General features: G+C 68.2%; 24 protein-coding genes. 7 read left to right on the forward strand and 17 right to left on the reverse strand.

What is annotated here, in order from left to right; all coding sequences use genetic code 11:
* Positions 1 to 11: 11 nt before the first annotated feature.
* The gene (locus QAR72_RS02370; protein WP_304615759.1) at positions 12 to 644 is read left to right on the forward strand and encodes a TetR/AcrR family transcriptional regulator; all 633 of its coding nucleotides are present in this window, start codon (positions 12 to 14) and stop codon (positions 642 to 644) included.
* A 9-nt stretch (positions 645 to 653) separates the two neighbouring features.
* On the opposite strand, the gene ligD is transcribed toward QAR72_RS02370, so the two are convergent.
* The 8 genes from ligD to QAR72_RS02410 form a co-directional block, all read right to left on the reverse strand.
* Entirely contained in the window at positions 654 to 3,086 is a 2,433-nt protein-coding gene (gene ligD, locus QAR72_RS02375; RefSeq protein WP_304615760.1) for a DNA ligase D, read from the reverse strand.
* A gap of 1 nt (position 3,087) precedes the next feature.
* On the reverse strand, positions 3,088 to 3,924 hold the full coding sequence (gene ku, locus QAR72_RS02380; protein ID WP_304615761.1) for a non-homologous end joining protein Ku: 837 nt from the start codon (positions 3,922 to 3,924) through the stop codon (positions 3,088 to 3,090).
* Positions 3,925 to 4,121: 197 nt separating this feature from the next.
* Positions 4,122 to 4,889: a maleate cis-trans isomerase family protein gene (locus tag QAR72_RS02385; protein ID WP_304615762.1), complete on the reverse strand. Its 768-nt coding sequence runs from the start codon at positions 4,887 to 4,889 to the stop codon at positions 4,122 to 4,124.
* Positions 4,890 to 4,917: 28 nt separating this feature from the next.
* A complete protein-coding gene (locus tag QAR72_RS02390) occupies positions 4,918 to 5,640 on the reverse strand; it encodes a GntR family transcriptional regulator (protein ID WP_304615763.1) in 723 nt (240 codons plus the stop codon).
* A 56-nt stretch (positions 5,641 to 5,696) separates the two neighbouring features.
* A complete protein-coding gene (locus QAR72_RS02395; RefSeq protein ID WP_304615764.1) occupies positions 5,697 to 7,238 on the reverse strand; it encodes an amidohydrolase family protein in 1,542 nt (513 codons plus the stop codon).
* Between the two features lie 44 nt (positions 7,239 to 7,282).
* Positions 7,283 to 8,098, reverse strand: coding sequence for an ABC transporter ATP-binding protein (locus tag QAR72_RS02400; RefSeq protein WP_304615765.1), 816 nt, complete (start codon positions 8,096 to 8,098; stop codon positions 7,283 to 7,285).
* Positions 8,088 to 9,014 carry an ABC transporter permease gene (locus tag QAR72_RS02405; protein ID WP_304615766.1) on the reverse strand — a complete coding sequence of 309 codons (927 nt, stop codon included), beginning with the start codon at positions 9,012 to 9,014 and terminating at the stop codon, positions 8,088 to 8,090. The genes QAR72_RS02400 and QAR72_RS02405 overlap by 11 nt, the downstream gene beginning before the upstream one ends.
* Positions 9,014 to 10,087, reverse strand: a complete 1,074-nt coding sequence (locus QAR72_RS02410; protein ID WP_304615767.1) for an ABC transporter substrate-binding protein — start codon at positions 10,085 to 10,087, stop codon at positions 9,014 to 9,016. The genes QAR72_RS02405 and QAR72_RS02410 overlap by 1 nt, the downstream gene beginning before the upstream one ends.
* 368 nt (positions 10,088 to 10,455) lie before the next feature.
* Between QAR72_RS02410 and QAR72_RS02415 the strand changes: the two genes are divergently transcribed.
* The 6 genes from QAR72_RS02415 (at position 10,456) to QAR72_RS02440 (ending at position 17,272) form a co-directional block, all read left to right on the forward strand.
* Entirely contained in the window at positions 10,456 to 11,232 is a 777-nt protein-coding gene (locus QAR72_RS02415; protein WP_304615768.1) for an aspartate/glutamate racemase family protein, read from the forward strand.
* A complete protein-coding gene (locus QAR72_RS02420) occupies positions 11,229 to 12,281 on the forward strand; it encodes a serine hydrolase domain-containing protein (RefSeq protein WP_304615769.1) in 1,053 nt (350 codons plus the stop codon). Before QAR72_RS02415 ends, QAR72_RS02420 begins: the two co-directional genes overlap by 4 nt.
* Positions 12,278 to 13,651 (forward strand): amidase, encoded by a 1,374-nt coding sequence (locus QAR72_RS02425; protein ID WP_304615770.1) that lies wholly within the window; start codon positions 12,278 to 12,280, stop codon positions 13,649 to 13,651. The genes QAR72_RS02420 and QAR72_RS02425 overlap by 4 nt, the downstream gene beginning before the upstream one ends.
* Entirely contained in the window at positions 13,641 to 15,029 is a 1,389-nt protein-coding gene (hydA, locus tag QAR72_RS02430; RefSeq protein ID WP_304615771.1) for a dihydropyrimidinase, read from the forward strand. Before QAR72_RS02425 ends, hydA begins: the two co-directional genes overlap by 11 nt.
* A gap of 239 nt (positions 15,030 to 15,268) precedes the next feature.
* Positions 15,269 to 16,279: a hypothetical protein gene (locus QAR72_RS02435; protein WP_304615772.1), complete on the forward strand. Its 1,011-nt coding sequence runs from the start codon at positions 15,269 to 15,271 to the stop codon at positions 16,277 to 16,279.
* 63 nt (positions 16,280 to 16,342) lie between these two features.
* Positions 16,343 to 17,272 (forward strand): alpha/beta fold hydrolase, encoded by a 930-nt coding sequence (locus QAR72_RS02440; RefSeq protein ID WP_304615773.1) that lies wholly within the window; start codon positions 16,343 to 16,345, stop codon positions 17,270 to 17,272.
* Here QAR72_RS02440 and QAR72_RS02445 read toward each other — a convergent pair.
* From QAR72_RS02445 to QAR72_RS02485, 9 genes are all read right to left on the reverse strand, one after another.
* Positions 17,245 to 17,817 carry a DedA family protein gene (locus QAR72_RS02445; protein ID WP_304615774.1) on the reverse strand — a complete coding sequence of 191 codons (573 nt, stop codon included), beginning with the start codon at positions 17,815 to 17,817 and terminating at the stop codon, positions 17,245 to 17,247. The genes QAR72_RS02440 and QAR72_RS02445 overlap by 28 nt on opposite strands.
* 76 nt (positions 17,818 to 17,893) lie before the next feature.
* Positions 17,894 to 18,238: an NfeD family protein gene (locus tag QAR72_RS02450; protein ID WP_304615775.1), complete on the reverse strand. Its 345-nt coding sequence runs from the start codon at positions 18,236 to 18,238 to the stop codon at positions 17,894 to 17,896.
* A gap of 3 nt (positions 18,239 to 18,241) precedes the next feature.
* A complete protein-coding gene (locus tag QAR72_RS02455; protein ID WP_304615776.1) occupies positions 18,242 to 19,096 on the reverse strand; it encodes an SPFH domain-containing protein in 855 nt (284 codons plus the stop codon).
* Between the two features lie 136 nt (positions 19,097 to 19,232).
* Positions 19,233 to 19,898, reverse strand: coding sequence for a nucleoside/nucleotide kinase family protein (locus tag QAR72_RS02460; RefSeq protein WP_304615777.1), 666 nt, complete (start codon positions 19,896 to 19,898; stop codon positions 19,233 to 19,235).
* Positions 19,899 to 19,912: 14 nt separating this feature from the next.
* A complete protein-coding gene (locus tag QAR72_RS02465; protein WP_304615778.1) occupies positions 19,913 to 20,767 on the reverse strand; it encodes a sugar phosphate isomerase/epimerase family protein in 855 nt (284 codons plus the stop codon).
* 42 nt (positions 20,768 to 20,809) lie between these two features.
* Complete coding sequence (locus QAR72_RS02470; protein WP_304615779.1) at positions 20,810 to 21,799, reverse strand: ABC transporter permease; 990 nt, start codon at positions 21,797 to 21,799, stop codon at positions 20,810 to 20,812.
* Between the two features lie 11 nt (positions 21,800 to 21,810).
* Positions 21,811 to 22,821, reverse strand: a complete 1,011-nt coding sequence (locus QAR72_RS02475; RefSeq protein WP_304615780.1) for an ABC transporter permease — start codon at positions 22,819 to 22,821, stop codon at positions 21,811 to 21,813.
* The gene (locus tag QAR72_RS02480) at positions 22,814 to 24,319 is read right to left on the reverse strand and encodes a sugar ABC transporter ATP-binding protein (protein ID WP_304615781.1); all 1,506 of its coding nucleotides are present in this window, start codon (positions 24,317 to 24,319) and stop codon (positions 22,814 to 22,816) included. Before QAR72_RS02480 ends, QAR72_RS02475 begins: the two co-directional genes overlap by 8 nt.
* A gap of 57 nt (positions 24,320 to 24,376) precedes the next feature.
* Complete coding sequence (locus tag QAR72_RS02485) at positions 24,377 to 25,372, reverse strand: substrate-binding domain-containing protein (RefSeq protein ID WP_304615782.1); 996 nt, start codon at positions 25,370 to 25,372, stop codon at positions 24,377 to 24,379.
* Between the last annotated feature and the right edge of the window lie 9 nt (positions 25,373 to 25,381).

Raw genomic sequence — 25,381 nt, forward strand, 5'->3', positions numbered from 1 at the left:
GGGCCAGCATCATGTCAGATCAAGCAGCCGAGGCGCCGGTGACGCCGAAAGCCGCCTATCACCATGGCGATCTTCGCGCCCAGCTGATCGAGGCGGTGCGCGATCTGGTCGAGACGCACGGGCCCGACGGCTTTTCCGTGGCCGAGGCCGCGCGTCGCGCGGGCGTCAGTTCGGCCGCGCCCTACAAGCACTTCAAGGATCGCCCCGACATTCTGCGCGCCGTGGCGGGCGAGGGGATGGACCGTCTGCGCGTGGCGATGGAACAGGCCGCCGCCGCGCATCCGGTCGGCTCGCTCGAGGCCGTGGCGGCGATCGGTCTGGCCTATGTCGATTTCGCGCGCACCGAACCGGGGGTGTTCCGGCTGGTCTTTGGCCTGACGGAAGGGCACGAGAACGCGCCGGATCTGCAGGAAAAGGGAGAATGCTGCTTCGGGGTGGTCGTGAAGGCGGTGGCCGACCGTCTGAAGCGGCCGACGAACGATCCGCTGGTGCAGCGCCGTGCCTATATGCTGTGGTCCTTCGTTCACGGCCATTCCTTCCTGCATATCGATGGCAAGACACGGGTCAGCGCCGCGCGGATCGACGACTGGCTCTATCTGACGGAAATCAGCAAGGGGGTTCTGGCCACCCTGCCCGGCGCGTGACGCACGGCCTCAGGTCTTGGGGCCGTCGGCGTTCAGCAGGCGCTCAAGCGCATCGACACGGGCCTTCGTCAGGGCCTGCGCATCGGGCGGGGTCACGCCCGCCCATCCCCGCTCAAGCGCGGCGTCGGTCGAAAATGCACCGGCCCGTCTGATCGCGGGCAATTCGTCCCACCCCACCGGGCAGGCCACCGGCGCGCCGGGGCGGGCGCGGACCGAAAAGGGGGCGATGGCCGTCGCGCCACGTTCGTTTCGCAGCCAGTCGATGAAGATGCGCCCCTCGCGCCGGGCCTTGGCCATCTGCGCGGTGAACCGGCGCGGCCAGCGCGTCTCGGCCAGATGCGCGACCCCGCGTGAAAAGAGCTTGAGCGTTTCCCATCCCGTCTGGCGCCTCAGCGGCACGATCAGATGAATGCCCTTGCCGCCCGACAGCATCGCCCAGCAGGCAAGGTCCAGTTCCGCCAGAAGATCGCGAAGGTCCAGCGCCGCCCGGCGGGTCGCGGCAAAGCCCAGCCCCTCGTCCGGGTCCAGGTCCAGAACCAGCCGGTCTGGGCGGTCCAGACGGTCGCGCCGCGCACCCCATAGATGGAACTCGACGCTGCCCATCTGCACGGCTCCGACCAGACCCGCCGCATCGGTGACATACGCATAGGGCGCGCTTTCGCCATCGGATTGCGGGATCTGCACCACCTTGACGGCAGAGGGAAAGCCCTTGCCCGGATGCTTCTGAAAGAACCGCTCGCCCTCCAGCCCCTCGGGCAGGCGCAGCAGGGACAGGGGGCGGTCGGCGATCTCCGGCAGCATCAGCGCCGCGGCGGCCTCGTAATAACGGGCCAGATCGGCCTTGGTCAGCCGGGGCTTGGGAAAGATCGCCCTCTCGCCGCTGCTCAGCGCGATCCCGGCAATCGTCTCGCGGTCGTTCATCGGCGCGGGCTCCTCATGCTGGATGGTCTCGGCGGGCTTGTCCTCGCGCAGGCCCAGAAACACCGCATGGCGCAGGCGCCCCGAGGCGGTGATCTCGGCATAATCGACCTCGACCGCAAAGGTGGGGCTGATCCAGCGCGCGCCCGACGTTTCGGATGACGGCGCGTCCAGCGGCGCCGTCTTGCGGGCCAGAGGCCGCATCCGTCGGGCCAGATCCGCCATGGCCTGCGAGTCGAACCCGCTGCCGACCTTGCCCATGTAGCGCCAGCCCTTCCCCTCCCGCGCCGCCAGCAGCAGCGAGGCGAAGGGGCGCGCGCGGCTGTCCGAGGGCTGCCAGCCCACGACCACATATTCGCCCCGACGCCTGCACTTGATCTTGAGCCAGTCCCGCCCCCGGCCGCTGCGATAGGGCGCGTCATGGCGCTTGGCGATCAGCCCCTCGCCGCCCTGCCCGCAGATCAGCGTCAGAGCCTCGTCCGCTGGACCCTCGATCACCGGAGAGAGGGTCAGCGGACCCATCGGCGGCAGCGGCTCGAACAGCGCCTCGAGTGCTGCGCGGCGCTTGCTCAGGCGCTGCGTCCTCAGGTCACGGCCGTCAAGCCGCAGAAGGTCGAAGCCCACGAAGCGGAACGGCCCCCCTGCCCCGATCGCGTCCTGCAGCGCGCCGAAACCGGACAGTCCCGCCCCGGCCACGATCTCTCCGTCGATCAGCGCGGATTTGCAGGGCAGATCGTCAAAGGCGGGCAGCAGATCGGCGAAGCGATCCGACCAGTCATGGCCCGACCGGGTGAAGATGCGCGTGCCCCCCGCGCCGATAGCGACCTGCGCACGATATCCGTCAAGCTTGAGCTCGTGCCAGACATCGTCCCCGGCGGCCGCCTCGTCGGTCAGCGTGGCAAGCTGCGGCGCGACCGGGCGCGGCGTCTGCCCCGCGCGCGCCGGCGCGACCGGCCCGTGACCCGAGGCGATCTGCGCCATTCTGCGCCCGGTCGCAACGCTGGTCCGGTGCCGCGCCACCGGGTCGGGACCACCCGCCGCCTCGTCCTGCTGCTTGATCAGCAGCCAGTTCTCGCGCCCCTGGTCCGAGGCGCGCCCCTTGATCCGCACGAGGTTCCAGTCGCCCGTCAACCTCCGCCCGTGCAGCCGCATCCGCAGATGGCCCTTGGCAAGCCCCCCTGCGGCCGGTTCCAGCGGCTGCCACCAGCCCAGATCCCACAGCATCACGCTGCCCGCGCCGTAATGACCCTGCGGGATCACGCCCTCGAAGCGCAGATATGAGATCGGGTGATCCTCGGTCCGCACGGCCAGGCGTTTCTCGGACGGGTCCAGCGAGGGGCCGCGCGTGACTGCCCAGCTCAGCAGCACGCCCTGCCATTCCAGCCGCAGATCCCAGTGCAGGCGCGTCGCGTCGTGGTTCTGCATGCTGTAGCGCAAGGCCAGCGCCGAGGGCTGGCCGGGATCCGAGGGCTCGGGCGTCGCCGCAAAGTCGCGCCGCGCGCGATATCGCTGAAGCCCGGCCATCTCAGGCCGACTTCTTGCCGCGACCGCGCGGTTTGGCGCCGCCATCCTTCTTGAGGCTCTCCTTCAGCGCCGACATCAGATCGACCACATTCGTCGCGCCTCCGCCGCGCGGCTCGTCGCCATCCCCCAGTTTGGCGCGCGGGGTCTTGCGGCTCTTGCGCTTGGCCTCGATCAGGGCGCGCAGGGCCTCGTCGTAATGGTCGCGGAACACGCCCGCGTCGAAGGGCGACGACTTGCGGCGGATCAGCTGGGTGGCGACATCCAGCAGGTCCTCGTCGCTGGTCTGGTCCTCGATCCCCGAGAACAGGGGCGCGGCCTCGCGGATCTCGTCCTCGTAGCGCAGGGTCTCCAGCAGCAGCCCATCGCCGCAGGGGCGGATCGCACACAAATATTCCCGCCCCCGCATCGTCAACTGGCCAAGCGCGGTTTTGCCCTCGGCCCGCAACGCATCGCGCACCACGCGATAGGCATCCTGCGCCAGATCGTCCGAGGGGATGACGTAATAGGGCCGGTCGAAATAGAGCGGCGAGATCTCGCCCTGATCGACGAACTGGACCAGTTCCAGCGTCTTGCGCGTTTCCAGCTTGATGGCGTCGATATCCTCGGGCTGCAACAGCAGGTAATCGCCCTTGCCCAGCTCGTAGCCCTTGAGGATCTCGTCCGACTTGACCGGTCCGACGCCGGCCACCGTCTTTTCGTAGCGCACCGGCTTGCCCGAAGGGCCGTGGATCTGCCGAAAGGACAGCCGTGCCCCGGATCGCGTGGCCGGGTGCAGTTCGACGGGAATGGCGACAAGGGACAGGCGAAGCTGACCTTTCCAGACGGCGCGTGAAGCCATGAGAACCTCCGTGGCGGTGTCAGGGCAACGCGGATCGGGGCGAACGGGTTCACGGGCCGGATGCGGATGGGCGTGGTCCGTCGCAGGGACGCACCGGCAACTGTCGGTGGCTTGCCGCGTCAACCACGATCACCGCCTGATGCTCCGGTCGGGCCCATGGCTGACTGAGTCGCCTTGCGCCCCAGCAGAACCTCCGATCAAGCCGGCTGCGGGCGCGGCAGGGTGAAGACCGAACCAAACTGCGCCAGCGGCCCGGTCGGGATGCCCAAGCGGGTCAGGCAACCCCACAGCGTCACCGCCACGCTGTCCAGAACCGGCACGCCCGTCTGGGCCTCGACCGCCGAAGCAACCATCGCGCCGCGCATGTTCGTGCAGACGATGGCCAACGCCTCGACACCGGCCGCCACGTCCCGGCACATCCGGGCGATCTGTTCCTCGGGCAGGGTGGAAAAGGCGAAATTGTCGGTCAGTCCGGCATGGGTCTCGGTCACGATCTCGATCCCGATCCGGGCGTAATTGGCGATGATGCGGGCCTGGACGTCAGCGGTGTAGGGTGTCACCAGCCCCAGCCGCCGGATGCCGCGCTGTTTCAGCCAGAGGTTCAGTTCAAGGATCGCGCTGGTCGCGGGCAATCCGGTGCGGCCGGTGATCTCGGCGCAGAGCGCCTCGTCGCGATCGAAACCCAGCCAGCTTGCGGATGTGCCGTTCCAGGCGATCACGGCGGGACGCGCATCGGCCAGCAGCTCGGCGGCGGCGAGGATCGGCTCTTGCCGGAATTGCAGGTCGGATGCGTCGCCAAGCGCGATCTGCGTGACCCGGAAGCGCGCGAAATGCGCGCTGACACGGTCCGCGACCGGCGTCAGCAGGGCTTGGGTCAGCGGTTCAAGGGCGCTGTTCGAGGATGGCGTGAGCATCCCCAGCCGGATGTCGGGAACCGAACCCGACAGCGTCATGTGGTCCTTCATGCGGTGATCCCGAAGAATGGCGTCAGGCCTAATGCGCCGCAAGGGCGGCGACGACCGAACGGCCGGTGGACAGAAGATGGTCGCGCCAGATCGCGGCCGCGGCATCCGGCGCGCCGGCGCGGATCGCGGCCATCAGCGCCTCGTGTTCGCGCATGGCCTGATCCCAACGCGCCTCGTCCATGATCGCCATGTAGCGGCCGCGCCGGGCGCGCAGCATCAGGCGGCGGTGGCTTTCGACAAGGACCGGATTGCCCGAACCCTCGACGATCAGGTCGTGGATGGTGCTGTTCGCGTCGAAATAGGCGTCCAGCTGGCGATCGTGATATAGCTGCGTCATGCGCTGGTGCAGCTGCTCCAGCCGGGAAACGGCGCCGGGATCGGCGCGCCTGACGAAGCATTCGGCGGCCATCGCCTCGAGCCTTGCGATCACGTCGAAGAGGCATTCGGCCTCGGCCGCTCCATAGGCGGCGACCCGCGCGCCCCGATTGCGGCTGATCTCGATCAGCCCGTCCTGGCGCAGGAGCTTCAGCGCCTCGCGCATGGGCGTCCGCGACACGCCCAGAGACAGGCAAAGCCGCCTTTCCACGATGCGTTCGCCCGGCTGCAGCTGGCCCCGGATCACCATGTCGCGGATCCGGGCTGCGACCTGTTCGGCCAGCGCATCGCCGCCGTCCGGGGCGTCCTCGGGCAGGTCATCGATCGGGGCGGCGGCAGGGGCGCCGAGGCTGTCGTCACTGTCATCGGCGCTCATGCCGCGCAGTATCGCAGCCCCCTGCGATGCAGGCAACAGCGTCAGACGGGGCCGCCTCACAGCCGCGAACTCTGGCGATAGAAGGGTTCATGCCGCGCGGGATCGATGTAATCGGCGTAGAAACGGCGCGCATGGGGCAGAAGCAGGCGCGACAGGTTGCGCCGTTCGGCCTCGTCATCAGAGAGCGCACGCGCCATGTCGTCATGCAGCGCCTTCAGCGTCCCGGCCTGATCGATGCGGGTGAAGCGGCCGTCCTGATACAGCGTCTCGCCGTCGCAGATGACGCGGGTGACGCCATGCGTCTTGGCGCGCTGGATCACCGCGTCCAGAACCGGTGTCAGCGGGTCCAGATAGGGATAGCTGACATGGCGCCAGTCGATCATCACCAGATCGGCCGCGCGCCCGACCTCGAGCCGGCCGATGCTGTCGCCAAAGGATGTGGTGCGCGCCCCGCCCTCGGTCGCCATGCGCAGAACTTGGGGCATGGTCGGCACGTCCTCGTCGATCATGCCGGGCACGCGGTGGACGCGGGCGACCAGCCGCATCTCGTTCAGCATGTCGCGGTCGTCGTTCACCCCGGCCTCGTCCAGCCCGATCGCGGTGTTGATGCCGCGCGCCTCGAGATGGTTCAGGGCCGCGATCCCCGAGCGAAGGCGGAAGTTCGACGAGCAATTGTGGCAGACGCAGGCACCCGCGGCCGCCAGCTTGTCCATGTCGCCTTCGTTCAGCCAGACGCCGTGGCCAAGCGTCAGGCGCGGCGACAGAAGGTCGAAGCGCTCGATGTAATCGACCGCCGTGCAATTGCCGCGCCGCCAAGCATATTCCTTCTGATAGGCCGTCTCCAGCAGGTGCATGTGCAGGGGCGCATCGTATTTGCGCGACGTGTCCGACAGCGCGCCGAGCGCCTCGTCCGAACACCAGTGCAGGTTCGCGGGCGCCAGCTGGATGCGGACGCGGGGCTTGTGGTTATGGGCCTCGTGCAGGTCGCGAAACAGCGACAGGCTGTCCTGAAGCCCGACCTGGAAGCGGCCGAACCAGCGCTTCATCGGCTCGCGCAGTTCCGGGGGCAGGCTGGCCACGAATTCGTCGTCATCCTGATAGACCAGCCGGTTCTGGTCGCGCACCGCATAGCAATACGACACGCGCATCCCGATATCCTCGTAGGCGCGGATCACCTGTTCCGAGAGCGCCTTGACCTCCTCCAGCGGGCCGGGCAGCCAGCCGTGAATATGCTGGACCGTGGTCGTCCCCGAGCCGATCATCTCGAAGGCGGAATAGAGCGTGTCCAGATAGAGGTTCACATTCCGCGTCACCATGCGGGTGATGAACCAGAGTTCCAGCGGCATGTCGGGCGAGCCAAGCTGAAGCGGCGTCAGCCCGACATGATGATGGCCGTTGACGAAGCCGGGCAGCACCACCTCTCCGCCCGTGCCGATCACCTCGGCGCCGGGATTGCGGTCCTTCAGGCGGTCGAAATCGTCGATGGCAGTGATGATGCCGTCCTCGACCAGCAGGGCGCCGCCCTCGATCTGGCCGATCTCGTGGCGACCCTGCGCGCCCGTGATCAGGGTATGGCTGCGGATGATGCTTGCGGTCACGTCATGTTTCCTGGCTGGAGATTGCGGGGTCGTCGGACGGGCGGTCAGTCGCCCATCCCCTCCTGTTCGGCGAAGGCGCGGTCCACCTCGTCGCGCAGAAGCGCGGTCAGCTGGCGGCGCAGCGCCTCGGCCTCGGGCGAGAACGGGTCGCGCGGGCGGGGCAGCGGGTTCTCGACGATGGTCTTGATGCGGCCGGGCCGAGAGGTGAAGACCACGACCCGATCCGAAAGGGCCACGGCCTCGTCAATGTGGTGCGTCACGAACAGGACCGAGGCGCCGCTTTCGCGCCAGACATCCTGCAGGAAATCCTGCATCTTCTGCCGCGTCTGCACGTCCAGCGCGGCGAAGGGTTCGTCCATCAGCAGCACCTTGGGCCGCATGGCCAGCGCCCGCGCCACGGCCACGCGCTGGCGCATGCCGCCCGACAATTCGTCGGGCCGCTTGTCCATCGCGCTGACCAGCCCGACCTCGCGCAGGGCCTCGAGCGCGGCGGCGCGGCGCTCCTCGCGGCTGGCGCCCCGGATCGACAGGCCGAAGGCCACGTTCTCCCAGACCGTCAGCCACGGATAGAGCGAGGATTCCTGAAAGATCAGGCTGCGGTCCGATGACGGCCCCTCGACCGGGTCGCCGAAGAAGTTGATCACCCCCTCGGTCGCGTCCTCTAGCCCCGCGATCAGGTAAAGCAGCGTGCTTTTCCCGCAGCCCGACGGCCCCAGCAGCACCACGAACTCGCCCGGCCGGATGTCGAGGTCGATCCCGGTCAGGGCCAGATGCGCGCGCGGCGTGTCCGGCGCCCAGGTCTTGCCCACACCTCGGCAGACCACCGCATCGCGGCTGGAGAAGCGGTAGTCAGAGGGCATGGCGGGTTCCTTTCTCGGGCAGCCAGTAAAGCAGCCGGCGTTGCAGGATGCGCAGGGCGTAATCGGTCAGGAAACCAAGCGCCCCGATCAAGGCGATGGTGAAGAAGACCAGCGAGGGGTTGAACGTGTTGCGCGCCAGCATGATGATCTGGCCAAGTCCGTGGCCCACGCCCGTCGTCTCGGCGACCAGCACGACCATCCACGCGCCGAACAGGTTCAGCCGCAGCACCATCAGCATCGCAGGCAGGATCGCCGGAATGATCACGCGCAGATAGACCTGCCGCTTGGTCGCGCCCATCGTGCGCGCGACATGGATCAGGTTCACCGGCACGTTGTCGATATGGGTGACGGTCGCCAGCACCATGTGGAAGAACAGCGCGATCACCACCATGAAGACCGCCGGGCCGTTGCCGATGCCGAACAGGAACACCGCAACCGGCAGCCATGCGATGGGCGAGACCGACGACAGCAGCATGATCGTCGGCATGGTCAGCCGGTCGAACAGCCGGAAATAGCGCGCCAGCACCCCCACCGACACGGCAAGGACGGAGGCAATGACAAGGCCCGCGATGACGCGCGCCATGGTGGACAGGACGGTCGTGACCAGCGATTGCAGGCCCGACGGGGCCTCGGCCTGCGAGACGCCGACCGCCCAACGGGTCGCCGTGTTGAAGAACTGGATCTGGTTGGGAATATCACCCAGAAAGATGTGCGGCGGCGGCAGCAGCTTGGGATCGGACCAGCCCATCAGCCAGCAGAATTCCCAGATCAGCGCGAAAAGGCCAAGCGAGGCGATGGTCCAGCCGACCGAGCGCAGTCCCGCGCGCAGCCGGTCCGGGGCGATGAAGGTCGGGCGCAGCCGGGCGCGCAGGGAAGCCCCGCGCGCACGGCCCTGATCGGGTGCGATCTCTGCCATCAGGCCGACTTGAACTTGAGCGAGCCGTATAGCTCGGGGTTTTCGGCGATGACCTCTTCCAGGAGGGACCAGTCGATCGCGTCGCGGCCGGGCTTGTTCTTGATGTAGCCCATCTCGGCCACGCTCTCGACGCGTTCCAGGATGAAATCGGTCTGGCTGCGGGCATCGACGACGGCGGGCTGCTTCTGCATCGCCACCCGCGCGTTTTCCATCGAGGTCTTGTAATAGGTGCCCACGACCTTGCCCAGAACCGTCTCGGGATCGGCCTCGGCGATCTGCTGTGCGCGCATCATGCCCTTGATCAGCGCCTTCAGCGCGTCGGGACGTTCGGTGATCAGATCGGTCCGCGCAGCCAGCACGCAATCGGTGTAACCCGGGCCATACATGTCCGTGCCGTCGGTCAGAAGATGCGAACCCGGCACGTCGTTCAGCAGGGCCGAGGCATAGGGCTCGATCGTGCAGAAGATGTCGATGGCACCTGCCTTGAAGGTCTCGGCCGCCTCGGCCATGCCGCCCAGATAGCGGATGTTGACGTCGTTGAACGAGATGCCGTGCTGCTTGAGGTAATCGTAGGGCATCACCTCCAGCGTATCCATCTGGAACGTGCCCAGCACCTTGCCCTTCAGCTTTTCGGGCGTATCGAGGCCCGGCTGCGAGACCAGCGCGCAGCCCTCGATTCCGCCGCCCGCGATGATCGTGACCGGCACGCCTGCGTCATAAAGCGCCATGAAGCTGGTATAGGGCGTCAGGCCGATATCGACCGCACCGGTCCCCAAGAACGTCACCTGATCGGCGAAGGTCGGCGTGTTGATGAATTCCAGATGCAGCCCGTCCTCGGCGGCCAGCTGCTCGGCATGGGTCAGGAACAGGTTGAGGTTGCAGAAACCCGCGCCATGGGTCGATTTCAGCTGCTCGCCCGCGGCCAGGGCCTTGCCTGCCAGCCCGCCCGCCACAGCCATGCTCAGCGTCATGGCGCCCGAGGTCTTCAGAAAGCCGCGCCGGTTCAGACGCGGTGCGCAGAGCCGGGCCGAGGCCAGTCCGTCGCGCGTGATCAAGCCGTGATGGTCGCACATTGGCATTGTCTCCCTGTCCGCGCCCGTTCTGTGCCAGGGCGCCTGTTGCGCTGTCGCGGGCGGTTCCCGCGACCGGTCGCCTCGGGGGGCGACAGGGACAGGCTTGCGACAGGATGGAATGCAATCCAAGCATAATTTGGCATTCCATCGGCAATTCCCGCCCCACCGGCCCGACATGCCGCCGATGCGGGCAGAGGGCGCGATGCGCTGGCTTTCTTGGCTAATTCTCGGGCAGACCAACGCTGCAACCGGACAATCGAGCGCCTTCCCGGCCTCGGCGCCGGATTGCAGCAACGCAGAATCAGCTTTGAGATTCAGATTTGGCATGCCAAAGTGACCGACAAGATCGAGCCCCTTTTCAGGTCATCATGCATATTCTGATCGTGAACCCGAATACATCCACCAGCCTGACCGAACGGATGGAGCGCGCCGCGCGCTGTCAGATCCCCGCCGATGTGACCCTGTCCAGCCGGACCGCGCCGCGCGGTTTTCCCTATATCTCTAACCGCGCCGAGGCGCAGGTGGCGGGTTCCGTCACGCTGGAGATGCTGGCCCGGCAGGGGACGGGCACCGATGCGGCCATCGTCGCGGCCTTCGGCGATCCGGGCGCCCGCGCGGCCCGGGACCTGAGGCCCTTTCCGGTCATCGGCGTGGCCGAGGCGGCGATGCACAGCGCCGCCATGCTGGGCGAGCGGTTCGGCATCCTGGCCTTCTCGCGCCAGATGCAGGGCTGGTATCGCGACTGCGTGCACCAGGTCGGGCTGGAGCGGCGCTTCGCCGGCTTCCGCGCCCCGGCCGTCGCGCCGCGCAGCCCCGACACCGCGCAGGAGGATCTGCACGACGCGCTGCTGGACTGCCTGCGCGATTGTCAGGATCGCGACGGGGCGGATGTCGTGATCGTCGCGGGCGCGCCGCTGGCCGGCTTTGCGACGCTGGCCGCCGGCGAGACGCGGCTGCCTCTGGTCGATCCCGTGATCGCGGCGCTGCATCAGGCGGTCGCCCTGTCCCGCCTGGCCGCGCGGCGGGGCAGGCATGAACGGGACGATCCCAAACCCTCGACGGGGCTCGATCCCGAGCTCGCGGCGCTGTTCCTGGCGGGCAGCCCGCATCCGCGCGCCAATGGCCGCGCAGGGGGCAATCCGTGAGCGCCCTCTTCGACCGGGCGCGCGACGAAGCCTGCGCGGCCGAATGCGCCTGGCCCCGGGACCTGCGCGCGGTGATCGAAAGCTGCAGCTTCGATCCGCCGCCCTGGAATGTCGTGCTGGGCCCGGTCTCGGATCGCGGGGCGGCATCGGGCACGGTGATGCAGGATGGCAGGAGCATGTCGGCCTGGGGGCCCTGCGACCGCGCGGACATGGCCTTCAGCGTGACGAAAAGCTATATCGGGCTGCTGGCCGCGTTGGCACTGGATCGCGGCCTGATCGCGGATTTCGACGAGCCCGTCTCGGCCCGGATCGGGGATGAGGCCTTTGCCGATGCCCGCAACCGGCGCGTGACATGGCGGCACTTGCTGGACCAGACCAGCGAATGGGGCGGCACGCTGTTCGGTATCCCCCATAGCGTCGACCGCGATCGCCAGCTTGCACCGACCGAGGATGGCAGCAGGATGAACCGCGCCACCCCCCTGCAGCAGCCGGGCAGCTACTGGGATTACAACGACACCCGGGTGAACGCGCTCTGCCTGGCGCTGACGCTGCTGTTCGGTCAGCCCCTGCCCGCGATCCTGGCGGGACTGCATCCAGCCTTTGCGGATCGGTCGCGCTGGCATTGGGACGGATACGGCTCCCGCAGCACGATCCCGCTGAACGGCGCGGCGGTCGAGATCGTGGTCGGCGGGGGACATTGGGGCGGAGGCATGGTCGCGGCGGTCGATCATCATCTGGCGCTTGGCGGCATCTTCCTGGGCGGCGGGCAGCATGACGGCCACCGCGCCGTGACGCCCGAGGCGCTGGAGGCGCTGCTGCGGCCCTGCCCGTTGCAGCCTGTCTATGGCGGGCTCTGGTGGCTGAACGACAGGCGGCGGCTTTATCCGGACCTGCCCGGCGACAGCGTTCTGGCGATGGGCGTCGGAGCCAACGTCATCTGGGTCTGCCCGTCGCTCGGGCTGGTCGCCTGCCTGCGCTGGCTGCGCCCGGACGCGGTGGCGCCGGTGCTGGGGCAGCTGGCCGAGGCCGCCGAACGAGGCAGCGCATGAACGCGATCCCGGATCTGGTGGCGCGCATCCATGCCGGCGACGCCGCGCCCGACGAGGCCGTCCGGGCCGCGCAGCAGCGGATCGCAAGCCTGAACCCGACCCTGAACGCCATCGTCGATCACGACCCCGACGTGGTAGAATCTCAGGTCGCCGCGCTGTCCCTGCGGCTCAAGGCCGGCGAAAGACCAAGGCTGGCCGGGGTTCCGGTCACGGTCAAGGATCAGTTCCATGTGGCGGGCTGGCGCGTCACCGAGGGCTCGGCGCTGCTGGCCGATCGTGTCGCGCGGAGGGACGAGCCGATCATCGCCAGGCTGCGCCGGGCCGGGGCCATCATCCTTGGCCGCAGCAACATGTCGGAATTCGGCTGCAAGGGCGTCACCGACAACCGGGTGCACGGCGCGACGCGGCATCCGCTGGATCATCGCCTGACGCCCGGCGGATCGTCAGGCGGGGCAGCGGTCGCCGTGGCGACAGGGATGGGTCTGCTGGCACTGGCGGCGGATGGCGGCGGGTCGATCCGACGGCCCGCGGCGCATGTGGGCGTGGTCGGCTTCAAGCCCTCGACGGGGGCGCTGCCACTGGGGACGGGGCTGTCCCATACCGCCGTTCCCGGGCTGATGGCCAGCGACGTGGCCGGAATCGTCACGGCCTTCGACGCCCTGCGCGGCGCCGAGGCGCTGGACCCGGTCTCGGTCGATCTGCCGGCACGGGGCGGAGGTCCGATCGCGCTGACCTTTGGCTGGGCGCCCGACCTGGGGCTTGGCATCCGCCTAGACGACGCCGCGCGCCAGGCCGCCGAACGGGCGCGCGACAGGATCGCGGCAGCGGGCTACCGGCTGCGCGCCATTCCGCCCCGCTGGCCCGAGGGCGCCTGCGAGGCCGCACTGATGCCGCTGCAACATGCCGCGCTGGCCGCGCGGTGGGGCCGCCAGTGGCAGAATACGCCGGACCTGTTCGATCCCCATATCGCCGAGCAGATCGAGGCGGGGCTTGCCCTGAGCGGCTGCGATCTGGCCCGTGCCGACATGCTGAGCCGCGACATCGCCCGCGCGGCGGCAGGCTATTTCGCGCAGGGGCCGGGCCTGCTGCTGGCGCTGACCGCGCCCTGCGCGGCATGGCCGCTGGACCGGCTTGGCCCGGCGCGGATCGGCGGCGCGCCTGCGGGACCGCGCGATCATGCGGCGCTGACGCCTCTGGTCAACCATGCCTTCCTGCCTGCCATCTCGATCCCGTGCGGGCGCGATGCGGCGGGACTGCCCTTCGGGCTGCAGATCATCGGGCCGCGCCTTTCGGACCTGACGGTCCTGCGGGCCGCGATGGCACTGGCGCCACTGGTCGATGATAGGGAAAGGACACGCGATGAAGCATGACCTGCTTGTTCGGGGCGGCACGGTCGTCACCGCCTCGGACATTCAAGAGGCCGACATCGCGATCCGCGACGGCGTGATCGTCCAGATCGGCCGCGATCTGGGCCCGGCGGCGCGGATCGTCGATGCCCAAGGTTGCCACGTCCTGCCCGGCGCCATCGACAGCCACGTCCATCTGGCCCAACCTTCGGGCGACGGGATCGTGATGGCGGACGGCTTTGCCAGCGGCACCCTGTCGGCCCTGTGCGGCGGGACGACGACGGTCATGCCCTTCTGCCTGCCCGCGCCGGGCCAGTCGCTGCGGGCGGCGCTGGCGGATTATCACGCTCTGGCGGACGGCAACCTGCACACGGATGCCAGCTTTCACCTGATCCTGAACGATCCGACCGAGGCTCAGCTGGGTCAGGAGCTTCCCGCCTTGATCGCCGAGGGATACCGCTCGATCAAGGTGTTCATGACCTATGAGGGGCTGCGCCTGCGCGATGACCAGATCCTGGCCACGATGGATGCCGCCCGCGCCGCCGGGGCGGTGGTCATGGTCCATGCCGAGAACGAGGACGTGATCCGCCATCTGGCCGACCGGGCCGAGCGGATGGGCGATCTGGTGCCTGCCGCCCATGCCCGCACCCGCCCTGTCGCCGCCGAACGCGAGGCCACGCATCGCGCGCTGACCCTGGCCGAGGTGACGGATGCGCCGGTGGTGATCGTGCATGTCTCGAACGGCGAGGCCATCGAGGAAATCGCACGTGCCCGCGCGCGCGGCGTCAACGTGACCGCCGAGACCTGTCCGCAATATCTTGTCCTGACCGCCCGGGATCTGGAGTCGATGGACTGGTCGGGCGCGAAATATGTCTGCTCGCCTCCGCCGCGGGACGAGGCGCACCAGCAGGCGGTCTGGCGCGCGATCGAGACGGGCGTCTTCGACCTCTTTTCGTCGGACCATTGCCCATTTCTCTATGACAGCCCGACCGGCAAGCTGAACCGCCGCGGGCGGCAATCCTTTCGCCACGTGCCGAACGGCATTCCCGGGATCGAGACGCGTCTGCCCATCCTTTGGACGCTCGGCGTCATGGGCGGGCGGATCGACATGATGCGCTTTGTGGCGCTGACCGCGACCAACCATGCGCGGACCTACGGCCTTTACCCGCGCAAGGGCAGCATCGCGATCGGCGCGGATGCCGATCTGGCGATCTGGGACAGCCGCATCCGGCGCACGATCCGTCATGCCGATCTGCACGACGCCTGCGATTACAGCCCCTATGAGGGATTTCGGGCGCAGGGCTGGCCGATGACGGTGATCCTGCGCGGTGCGGTCGTGGTCGAGGACGGACAGCCCGTCGGGGGACCCCGAGGCCGTTATCTGGGCGATCGCGGGGCCTGATCGGCGGATGCGCCGCACCGATGACGGACAAGAGACTGGCCATCCGGGCCGCGATCGACCATGCTTGACGCCCATCCGACGCGCATTCCGCGCCTTCCGACCACGAGACAGCGAAACCCGAGCATTTGACCTATAACCGAGACCCGCGCCCGCCCGCCCGCACCAGACCGCCCGCCATGCCGTTGCGCCCGTCTCCGGGTCCGACCTATCCGGTGTTCAAGCGCTGCATCCCGGAACGGGTGTTCTATATCCTTCCCGCGCTGATGTGGCTGGCGCTGGCCCTGCGCCATGGCAGCCTGACCCTGCCAAGCGCGGCCAATCCCTCGCTGGATGCCGGGGGTCTGTGGGGCGAAAGCAAGTCGCAGGGTCTGGACCTTTTCGGCGCGACGGGGCAGCGTTTCCTGCCCGGCTTCGCCACGGTCGATTGCGATGATGCGAGGGATCGGGCCGAGGATGCGGCGCGGGCCATGCGGGCCGCCGAACTGCGATTTCCGGTCGTCGCCAAGCCGGACCGCGGCTATCAGGGTTGGGGCGTGCGGCTGCTGGCCTCGCAGCCCGAACTGGCCGAATACATGGCGCGCCAGCCGCATGGCGCGCGGGTTCTGCTGCAGGCCCTGATCGACATGCCGGGCGAGGCGGGGATCTTCTACATCCGCGACCCCGACCAGGAACGCGGCAGGATCGTTTCGATGGCCTTCGTGCATCCGCCCCATGTCATCGGCGACGGCACCCACAGCGTGGCGGAACTGGTCGCGGCCGACCCGATCCTTGCGGCCAATGCCGCGATCTATCAGGAACGCAATCCCGAGGCCTGGAACAGCATCCCGGAACCGGACGCATTCCACATGCTGACGAATGCCCGCAGCGCGCGGCTGGGGGCGGTCTATCGCGACGCGCTGGACCAGGTCACGCCCGAACTGGACGCCGTGATCGACCGCATCTCGCGCGAGATCCCCGATTTTCATTTCGGCCGCTTCGACATCCGCTTCCGCAGCCTGTCCGAACTGCGCGAGGGCCGCGCCTTCTGCATCGTCGAACTGAACGGCGCCGGGGCCGAGATGCTGCATATCTGGGCCGGGAACGGCACGCTCGGGAACGCGTGGGCGACGTTGTGGCGACAATATCGCAGGCTTTTCCGGATCGGCGCGCAGATGCGCCGGCAAGGGCATCAGCCTGTCGGGCTGCGCGGCATGATCCGTCTGCAGCGCCAGCAGGAACGGCTGAGGCGCGGCTATCCGCCCAGTTCGTGAATGTGACTTGCCGCAGAGCGGGCGCCGGTCGATCATGGCGCGGCACAAGGCCCGGACTCCGTCATGATCGCTGACCTACCCTCTTGCCCGGCACCGGGCGCGATCATCGAGATCGCCGCGCCGGAACAATCGCTTGCGGGCGGGGCGCTGACCTTCATCCTGGAGCCACTGCGCCCGCTGCGCGAGCCGTTGATCGCAATGACGGGGATCGGACTGGATGCCGAGATCGAGGGCGATGCCTCGACCATCCGCCGCTACAACCTTCCGCAGGCCGGCGCGGATCACGGCCTGTCCGTTCTGGCCGCGGGCCAACCGATGGGACGCCGGGTCGTCTTCATCCATGGCAGCCCCGGCCTGGGCGAGGAATGGATGCCCTTTCTTGCCGATGTGCCGCAGGGGCGCGTGCATCTGGCGCCCGACCGGCCCGGTTTCGGCGAAAGCGGGACCGAGCCCGTGACAGAGCTTCAGCAGCAGGCCGATGCGCTGGTGCCGCTGCTGGGATCGCCGCTACAGGCGCCGGTGGTTCTGGTCGGCTATTCCTATGGCGGTCCTGTCGCCCTGCGCCTTGCGGCGGATCACCCCGAACGTGTTGCAGGATTGCTGCTGATCGGCGCGGCCGCCGATCCGGGGCTGGAAGAGATCCACCCCCTGCAAGAGGTCGCGGCGGTCGAATTCTTCCAGGCGCTTCTGCCGACCGAACTGGCCAATTCCAATGCCGAACTGATGGCCCTGCGCGACGGGCTCGAGGATCTGGCAGATGATCTGTCGCGGGTGCGGATGCCCGTCACCGTAGTTCAGGGCACGGCGGACACGCTTGTGCCGCCCTCGAACGCGGATTTCCTGCGCGAGCGCCTGCCCGTTCCCCCCGCCACGATCATGGTCGAGGGCGAGGGGCATTTCCTGCCCTGGACGCATGGGGCGCTGCTGACAGCCGCGCTGGATTGCCTGATGCAGGGAGCGCAGGCTCAGTTGTCGGCGCCGCCCGAAAGATAGCGGCGCGTGATCCGGCGCCCCGCCCAGAGGATGGCCAAGAGCAGCACCGCCCCGACCAGCCATGCCCAATGGCCCATCCGCGCCAGCAGGATCTCGTAAAGGCCGAAGGCGCCGTAGAAGACCGCCATCACATAGACGAGTGCGATGCCCAGATTGATCAGCGCAAAGCGGCGAAAGCCGACGCGCAGGAAGCCGCTGGCGGTGAAGATCGGAAACAGCAGCCAGGGCACCAGCCGGGCCAGCAGTCCGGCCGCAAAGGTGCTGCGATGAAGCAGCTGCCGCCCCTGTTCAAGCCGCTCCTCCGAGACCCAGGCCGCGATCCCGCGATGCCGGATCGCCAGTGCGCCAAGGGCATAGAGACACCAGTCGCTGACCACCATGCCCGCGGCGACCGAGGCCAGCGCGAGGGCCGGGCTCATCTCGCCCGCAGCGGCCAGCCCCGCCGCCATCAGGATTGCCGCTTCCTCCAGCACGAAGGTCGCGCCGAACAGGATGACGGCCAGCAGCAGCGGATTGCCAAGATAGTGTTCGACAAGCGTTTCCATGACGATCCGGGTCTGTCAGCAAGCGCCCCGCCGCGCAAGGGATCACCGCGCGGGACCACATAAACTGTTCGGCAGGTCACTTGGGCGGGCGGCCGTCGCGGGGGCGCAGGGCGTCGCGGCGGGCGCGGTCGGACGGCGGCAGCGAGGCGACGGAATCGAAATCGTTGATGTCGCGCCGCGCCAGGCGCCGCATCCGGTTCCAGCGAGACAGGACCAGCCAGACCCCCAGCCCCGCCGCCGCCCAGATCAGCGCCTGCAGAAAGACATGCAGCCCCGGAAACACCATCACGACCAGCGCCACGACTGCCGCGCCGATGGCAAATCCAAGCGCGACATAGGCCGTGGTGATCATTTCCAGCGCCAGAAGGACGGCCCCGATCAGGCCCCAGATGATCCAGTCCGGCAGCGCCAGAAGGTCCATGCCTCAGATCTCCTTGAGGATCGCGGCGGCCTCGCGGAACGCGTTCGAGGGACCGCCGGGCAGCATGATCAGCTTGGCATTGGGCGATTTCGACAGGCCTTCCAGCGCCTCGACCTGCATCCGGGCGGTCTGGAAGGTCAGCGCCTCGCGCGTGTTCTCGCCCGCGAGCGAGGCGGCGATCATGCGGTTGGCCTCGGCATTGGCCTCGGCGATGGCGCGGATCGCGTCGGCGCGGCGCTGCGCCTCGTAAAGCTCGGCATCGGCGTTCAGCTCGGCGGCGCGGCGCTGGCCCTCGGCGCGGGTGATGGCGGCGCGCCGTTCGCGTTCGGCCGCCAGAACCTCGGCCATGGCGGTCTGGGTGGTGGCGTTCAGGCGCACATCGGTAATCTCTGACCGCGAGATGCGGATGCCGTAGGTCTTGCCCGCATCCTCGAGCGCCTCGAGCAGCGCGACGTTCAGCGAACCGCGATCGGATTGCACGGCGTCCAGTTCGACCTTGCCCAGTTCAGAGCGAACCAGCGACTGGACCAGCCCGATGACCAGCGCGTTGATCGAATTGACGCGGAACACGGCGGCCTCGGGGTTCTCGATTCGGTAGACGACAAGAAGCTGCGCGCCGAAGACGACGTTGTCGGCCGACACGACCTCCAGCTCGATGTCGCTGAGCACCTGATCGTTGACCGGCACCTTGGAATGCACGCGGTCCAGGAATGGCACGATGACGTTCACCCCCGCATCCAGCGTGCGGTGATAGGCACCCAGCCGCGTGACCACGAAATTCTGCGACTGCGGCACGATCTTCAGCCCCAGCAGCACGATGAGGACCAGGACGCCCACAAGCGCGAGAACAAGTTCCATCTGTGTCTTTCCTCGAAACGGGTCGTTGAAAAAGGCCCCGGCCGCCGGGACGCGCCGACCAAGGATTGCCGCGTGCGGCCCCGTGATCAACCCCCTTCGCCGCCCGTTCGTTCCCCGCCACCCGGGCGGGGCGGGATCAGCCGCCCCCCTGCACCACCAGATCGGCCATGCGCGAGGTTGACACGACCAGCCGGGCATTGGGCAGGTCATTCGCCTCGACCTTTTGCCGGGCCTCGGCCTCGGGCAGGTCGCGCCAGCGGCGTAGCAGCCGCCGTTCCAGTTCCGACAGGGGCACGTCCAGTGCGACCGTCAGGTCGAAATGGGCGGCCAAGGGGCGCCATTCGGGATCGTCCAGCAGCAGGTAATTCCCCTCGACCAGAACCAGCCGGATGGCGGGGTCGATGATCCGGGCGCCGGCGCGGGCGATCTCGATCGAGCGGTCGAAGACCGGCACGGCGACCGGCCCGTCATCGGCGCGCAGGCGCGCCAGCGTCGCCGCGAAGCCCCGCACGTCAAAGGTGAAGGGCGCGCCCTTGCGCGGCCGCAGGCCCTGCGGCTCGAGCCAGAGATCATCGTAATGAAACCCGTCCATCGGCAGGATCGCCACCCGGCCGGGATAGAGGCGCGACAGATCGGCCAGCAGCGCCTCGGCCAGCGTGCTCTTGCCCGCGCCGGGCGGTCCCGCCAGCGCCACGAAGCGTCGGGCGGGGCCTGCGGCCAGGGGTGCAAGTCGATCGGTCAGCGCCGCACGGGTGATGGCGGCGCATCCGGTCATGGTGGCATCGGCGGATGGTTCGGTCATGGCGGGCCTTTCCTTCAGATCAGCCCATATTGCCGCGCTTTCATCTTGAGGAAAGACAGGCCGTCGGTCAGCACCTCATCGCGCGAGGGGGCGACATCGCGCCAGACCGACAGCGCGTCGGCGATCTGCGGCGGCACGGTGATGAAGCTCTCCATCGCCATGCCCCCCTTGAAGCCGATGGCGGCCAGCGCGCCGAACACCTCGTCCCACTGAATCGTGTCCATGCCGGGCGTGCCCCGGTCGGACGCGGACAGGTGGATGTATTTCAGATGCTCGCGCGCGCGCAGGATGCCGTTGGCCAGGCCCTTTTCCTCGATGTTCATGTGGTAGGTGTCCAGATGGACAAAGACGTTCTCGGCGCCCACACGCTCGCACAGGCGGACCGCCTGATCGGCCGAGTTCAGCAGGTGGTTCTCGTAGCGGTTCACGGCCTCCAGCCCGAAGCCCAGCCCCTTGGTGCGAGCATAGGCGGCGGCCTTTTCGACCACGCGGGCGGTGGCGTCGTATTCGGCCTCGGTCGGGCGCTTGCCGGTGCGCTGGCCGATGCCGCCGTAAAGGACGCCGCTCATCGCCTCGGCCCCGATCGAGGCGGTCACGTCCAGCGCCATCTTCAGGAAGTCCAGCGCGCCCTCGGGGTTGTTCGTCGGCAGCCGGTCCAGCGGCAGCCCAAGCGAGGCCACGCAGGCGACCTGATGGCGTTCCAGCAGCGCACGGGTATGGGCCGCATCGACGCCTTCGGGGTCCAGCATGGTGATTTCCAGGAACGAGATGTCGTGGCGCACCGCCTCGGGGATGGCATATTCCGCAGCCTCGCGGTTCCATTCCATCGCCCACATCGCGGTATGCACGCCAAAGCCGCTGATCGTCATGTCACTGTCCTTGCAAGGTCATTCTGTTTTCGGAAAAGGATTTCATCGGGCCGCCCAACGGCCCCAGAGATGGCGCGCGACCATCACCGCGATCAGGATCGCCCCCCACAGCGCGGTGGCCAGATGCTGGTTCGTGCCGATCAGGTTCAGCCCCGAGCCGATCACCTGCAGGATCACCAGCGCCAGGACGACCGGCATGACCCGGCCAAAGCCGCCGAACGGATCGACGCGGCCCAGAAAGCAGGCCAGCACGGTGATCAGCAGATAGGCCTCGCCATGACCGACCCGGACCGAATTGAAGCGCGCCGCCATGATGATGCCCGCCACCGCGCACATCAGGCCCGACAGCACATAGACCATCGTCAGTGCGCGGCGGGTGTTCACGCCGGAATAGCGCGTCGCTTCCAGGTTCGAGCCGAGCTGATAGATCGAGAAGCCCAGCCGCGTCCGGTTCAGGATCACCGCCCAGAGGATCGCGCAGAGGCCGAAGACGATCAGCGGCACCGGAACGCCCGCCACCTGCCCCTGCCCCAGCCACAACAGCGCGGGCGGGAAGCCCGAGACGCTGCCGCCCCGCGTCAGGAATTCGCCCAAGCCCCGCAGGAAGATCATCATCGCCAGCGAGGCAAGGATCGGATGCGCGCCCGTCCGCGCGACGACCACACCCAGAACCCAGCCGATCAGCGCCCCGCCCGCCAGCGCGGCGACGATCGCGGCGACCAGCACGACCGGCCCCGCCGCCGCGCCCCCGCCCCAGATCAGGACCGATGCCAGAAGAAGCCCCGCGATATTGGCCGAAAAGGTCGCGGCCAGGTTGAAGCCGCCGGACAGGATCGGGATCAGCATGGCCAGCGTCAGCAGGCCCAGTTCCGGCAGCTGATAGCCGATCGACGAAAAGGTCGCCCTGGTCAGGAACCGGTCGCTGAGCGACGCGAACAGCAGGACCAGCACCACCAGCACCGCGACAAGCGCCATGTTCTCGCGCAGGGCCGGGGTCGTCTGACGGCCGGCGGGTGACAGAAAACGCGTCATCACGGCGCCTTTCATGACTGTGCCTCGCGGATGCGGCGGCGGCGCAGGCCCTCGGTCAGGCCGCGCAGGGTTTCCGACGACATGCTGATGGCGATCAGGATGATCAGCCCCACGATCATGCGGAAGGCAAAGGGCGACACGCCCAGAAGGTTCAGCCCGTTCTGCGTGATCGAGACCAGCGCAAGGCCCAGCACCGCACCCAGCAGCGTGCCGCGCCCGCCCCCCAGCCGCGCCCCGCCCAGAACGACGGCGGCCAGAACCTCCAGCTCTCGGCCATAGAGGGCGTTGGGCACCACCTCGCGCGCATAATGGACCTGCATCAGCCCCGCGATGCCGGCGCAAAGACCCAGCCAGCCATAGGCCAGATAATGCATGGCGCCCAGATTGATGCCCAGCCGCCGCGCGCCTTCCGGATTGTCGCCCATCGCGAAAAGCTGGCGCCCGAGGTTCAGGCGGCGCAGCATGAACCACGTCGCGGCCAGCATCACGACCATGACCAGAACGGGCAGCGTGATCTCGGCCCAGCCCGAGGCGGTCTCGTGTTCGAACAGGATGATGCGGCGGCTCAGCCAGCCCGGCAGCGCATAGATCGAGACGCCGCCCGTGAAGAACATCAGCAGGCCGAAGAACAGGTTGAAGGTAGCGATGGTCACGACGATCGAGACCAGGCGGAAATGATAGATCAGCGCCGCGTTGATCGCGCCCAGGCTGAAGCCGATCAGACCGGCCAGCAGCAGCCCGATGGCCCAGTTGCCTCCGCCGATCTGCATCAGGATCGTCACGACCAGATATTGCACGACCGAGGCCGCCACCGCGAACGAGATGTCGATCCCGCCCGCGATCAGAACGACAAGAAGCCCCGCCGCAAAGATCAGGTTCACCGCCGAATAGTTCAGCAGATCGAACAGGTTGACCAGCGTCAGGAACGTGTCCGTGGCCAGCGACAGGCCAAGGCAGATGACCACGATCACCACCATCAGCCACCGTTCGGTCGCGCCGACAGAGCGCAGGATCTCAGGCATGGACGGCCTCTTCCAGTTCGGCCAGCGTGCTGCGGGCGGGGGTGAATTCCTCGATCAGCCGACCCTCGCGCATGTGCAGGATGCGGTCGGCGTTGAAAAAGACCTCGGGCGCCTCGTCCGAGATCAGCAGGATCGCCAGACCCTGACGCGCCAGCTCGTCCACGATGGCGAAGATGCCCGCCCGGGCGCCGACATCGACGCCGACTGTGGGGCTGTCCAGGATCAGGAGCTTCGGCGCGGTCGCCAGCCACTTGGCCAAAACCACGCGCTGCTGGTTGCCCCCGGACAGGGTCGAGACCGCATCCGTGGGCTGGCCGATCTTGACGCGCAGCTGCGTCAGCCAGTCGCGCACCAGCCCGGATTTGCGGGCGGGCGAGATCAGGCCCAGACGGCCCAGCACGCGGTCCAGCACCGTCACCACGGTGTTGTCCGCAATGGATTGCGGCTGCACGAGGCCAAGCGACAGCCGGTCCTCGGACACATAGGCGATGCCCATGCGGATCGCGTCGCGGTTATGGCGCATCCGCAGGGGCTGGCCCTGCCACATGATCGTGCCGGCATCGGGGCGGGTCATGCCGAAGAGGCTCAGAGCCAGTTCGGTGCGCCCCGAGCCGAGGCGCCCGGTCAGGCCGACGATCTCGCCCGGGGCGATGGTCAGGTCGATGTCGTGATATTCGCCATGCCGCGTAAGGCCGCGCAGTTCCAGCAGGGGTGCTGCGGGCCGCGTTTCGGGGCGGGGCGCGTAGTCGAAGCTGGCCCCGGTCATCAATTCGGTCAGCCGCGCCTGCGTCATGCCCGCCGTCGGATAGGTGCCGACCAGGCGGCCGTCGCGCAGCACGGTGACGCGGGTGCAGATCTCCAGCACCTCCTTCAGACGGTGCGAGACGAAGACGACCGCGATCCCCTGCGCGCTGAGGCGGTGGACGATGGCGATCAGCGCATCCGTCTCGCGCTGCGACAGGGATGCGGTCGGCTCGTCCATGAAGACCAGCCGCGCCTCGGCCACTAGGGCGCGGGCGATGGCGACAAGCTGGCGGTTGGCGATGGACAGGCGCCCGACGGGCATCGACAGCGGAATGTCCACGCCCAGCCGCGCCAGCACCGCGGCTGCCTCGGCCCGCATGGACTTGCGGTCCACCAGACGCGGCCGCGCGCCGAGATTTCGTTCAAAGGCGATGTTTTCGGCCACGCTCATCTCGGGGAAAAGCGCCTGATCCTGCCAGATGACCTGGATGCCAAGCGCGCGCGCCTCGGAGGGGGTCAGGCCGCTGATGTCGCGCCCGTCCCACTCCATCACGGCGCCGGGTTCGGGGCGATGGACGCCGCTGATCACCTTGATCAGCGTGGACTTGCCGCAGCCATTCTCGCCGGCAAGGCACAGGACCTCGCCGGGGCGGACGTCAAAGGCGATGTCGTCCAGCGCCTGCACGCCACCGAAGCGTTTCGAGACATGGGCCAGCCGCAACAGGCTTACACCCTGCGGATCGGGTTCGGGCATCAGACCCTCCGTCGGACAAGGGAAGGGCGGGACCGGCACGGCCCCGCCCGATGCGGATCACAGACCCATCGCGGCCAGATCGTCGACCGTGTCGGTGTTGATCTCGACAAGCTGGTCCACGATGATGTTGCGGCCCTCCGGCTCGATCACGCCTAGCCCCTCGATCTCCATGCCTGCCTCGATCGGCTCGTCATTGGCCAGCATCGTGCCAAGCGTCACGAAGACCTCGCCCGCCTGTTTGGGGTTCCACATGTAGCCGCCCGACAGGATGCCGTCATGCATCAGCGTGCGGCCCTGTCCGGGCGAGAACGGCCCCAGAACGACGACCTCGCCGCCCCGGCGGCGTTCCTCGACGGCGCGGGCCGCGCCGATCGGGCCTTGGCTGCCGAAGGCCAGGAAGCCGCGCAGGCCCTCATGCGCGCGCATCAGGTCCAGCGCCGTGCGGCGCGAGGCATCCACATCCTCGGCCACGCCGAACCGGTCGCCGACCAGTTCCATGTCGGGATGGTTCGCCTCGATCCAGGCAATGGCGGCGTCGGCCCAGGCGTTGTGCAGCGGCACGGTAAGCCCGCCGACAAAGACGGCATATTGCCCCTCGCCGCCCAGCATCTCGGCCAGCTGCTGGCCGTAAGCCTCGCCGAAGCCCACCGCCGAGGCCAGTTCGAAGTTCCAGTCCACGTTCTGCTGGCCGGGCGATTCATGGGTGACGACCTTGATCCCCGCCGCCTGCGCGCGGGCCAGCACCGGCTCCAGCACGTCAGCATCGTTCGGGACCACGCCGATCACATCGACGCCCTGAGCGATTAGGTCCTCGATGGCCCGGACCTGAAGCGCGGGGTCGGCGCTGGTCGGCCCGATCATGAAGGCGTTGACGCCCAGTTCCTCGGCGCGTTCGCGGATGCCCGCCTCCATCGCGTTGAACCAGGGAATCCCGCCGATCTTGACCACCACGCCGATGGTTGTCTGGTCGTCGGCCAGCGCGCTCTGCGCCAGCAATCCGCTTGCCGCAACAGCGCCCAGAAGGGCGCGCCTCGTCAGAGTCCAAGACGACATTCTTTCCTC

The organism is Paracoccus sp. (in: a-proteobacteria), from assembly GCF_030604785.1.
Lineage (GTDB): Bacteria > Pseudomonadota > Alphaproteobacteria > Rhodobacterales > Rhodobacteraceae > Paracoccus.

Excerpts from the sequence above, each read along its gene's own strand:
- QAR72_RS02400 (WP_304615765.1), bottom strand. The coding sequence starts at position 8,098 with ATGCCCTCTGACTACCGCTTCTCCAGCCGCGATGCGGTGGTCTGCCGA.
- QAR72_RS02455 (WP_304615776.1), bottom strand. The coding sequence starts at position 19,096 with ATGGAACTTGTTCTCGCGCTTGTGGGCGTCCTGGTCCTCATCGTGCTG.
- QAR72_RS02405 (WP_304615766.1), bottom strand. The coding sequence starts at position 9,014 with ATGGCAGAGATCGCACCCGATCAGGGCCGTGCGCGCGGGGCTTCCCTG.
- QAR72_RS02480 (WP_304615781.1), bottom strand. The coding sequence starts at position 24,319 with ATGCCCGAACCCGATCCGCAGGGTGTAAGCCTGTTGCGGCTGGCCCAT.
- QAR72_RS02445 (WP_304615774.1), bottom strand. The coding sequence starts at position 17,817 with ATGGAAACGCTTGTCGAACACTATCTTGGCAATCCGCTGCTGCTGGCC.
- ku (WP_304615761.1), bottom strand. The coding sequence starts at position 3,924 with ATGGCTTCACGCGCCGTCTGGAAAGGTCAGCTTCGCCTGTCCCTTGTC.
- QAR72_RS02415 (WP_304615768.1), top strand. The coding sequence starts at position 10,456 with ATGCATATTCTGATCGTGAACCCGAATACATCCACCAGCCTGACCGAA.
- QAR72_RS02410 (WP_304615767.1), bottom strand. The coding sequence starts at position 10,087 with ATGTGCGACCATCACGGCTTGATCACGCGCGACGGACTGGCCTCGGCC.
- ligD (WP_304615760.1), bottom strand. The coding sequence starts at position 3,086 with ATGGCCGGGCTTCAGCGATATCGCGCGCGGCGCGACTTTGCGGCGACG.
- QAR72_RS02485 (WP_304615782.1), bottom strand. The coding sequence starts at position 25,372 with ATGTCGTCTTGGACTCTGACGAGGCGCGCCCTTCTGGGCGCTGTTGCG.
- QAR72_RS02440 (WP_304615773.1), top strand. The coding sequence starts at position 16,343 with ATGATCGCTGACCTACCCTCTTGCCCGGCACCGGGCGCGATCATCGAG.
- QAR72_RS02385 (WP_304615762.1), bottom strand. The coding sequence starts at position 4,889 with ATGAAGGACCACATGACGCTGTCGGGTTCGGTTCCCGACATCCGGCTG.
- QAR72_RS02370 (WP_304615759.1), top strand. The coding sequence starts at position 12 with ATGTCAGATCAAGCAGCCGAGGCGCCGGTGACGCCGAAAGCCGCCTAT.
- QAR72_RS02465 (WP_304615778.1), bottom strand. The coding sequence starts at position 20,767 with ATGACGATCAGCGGCTTTGGCGTGCATACCGCGATGTGGGCGATGGAA.
- QAR72_RS02475 (WP_304615780.1), bottom strand. The coding sequence starts at position 22,821 with ATGCCTGAGATCCTGCGCTCTGTCGGCGCGACCGAACGGTGGCTGATG.
- hydA (WP_304615771.1), top strand. The coding sequence starts at position 13,641 with ATGAAGCATGACCTGCTTGTTCGGGGCGGCACGGTCGTCACCGCCTCG.
- QAR72_RS02390 (WP_304615763.1), bottom strand. The coding sequence starts at position 5,640 with ATGAGCGCCGATGACAGTGACGACAGCCTCGGCGCCCCTGCCGCCGCC.
- QAR72_RS02470 (WP_304615779.1), bottom strand. The coding sequence starts at position 21,799 with ATGACGCGTTTTCTGTCACCCGCCGGCCGTCAGACGACCCCGGCCCTG.
- QAR72_RS02425 (WP_304615770.1), top strand. The coding sequence starts at position 12,278 with ATGAACGCGATCCCGGATCTGGTGGCGCGCATCCATGCCGGCGACGCC.
- QAR72_RS02460 (WP_304615777.1), bottom strand. The coding sequence starts at position 19,898 with ATGACCGAACCATCCGCCGATGCCACCATGACCGGATGCGCCGCCATC.
- QAR72_RS02450 (WP_304615775.1), bottom strand. The coding sequence starts at position 18,238 with ATGGACCTTCTGGCGCTGCCGGACTGGATCATCTGGGGCCTGATCGGG.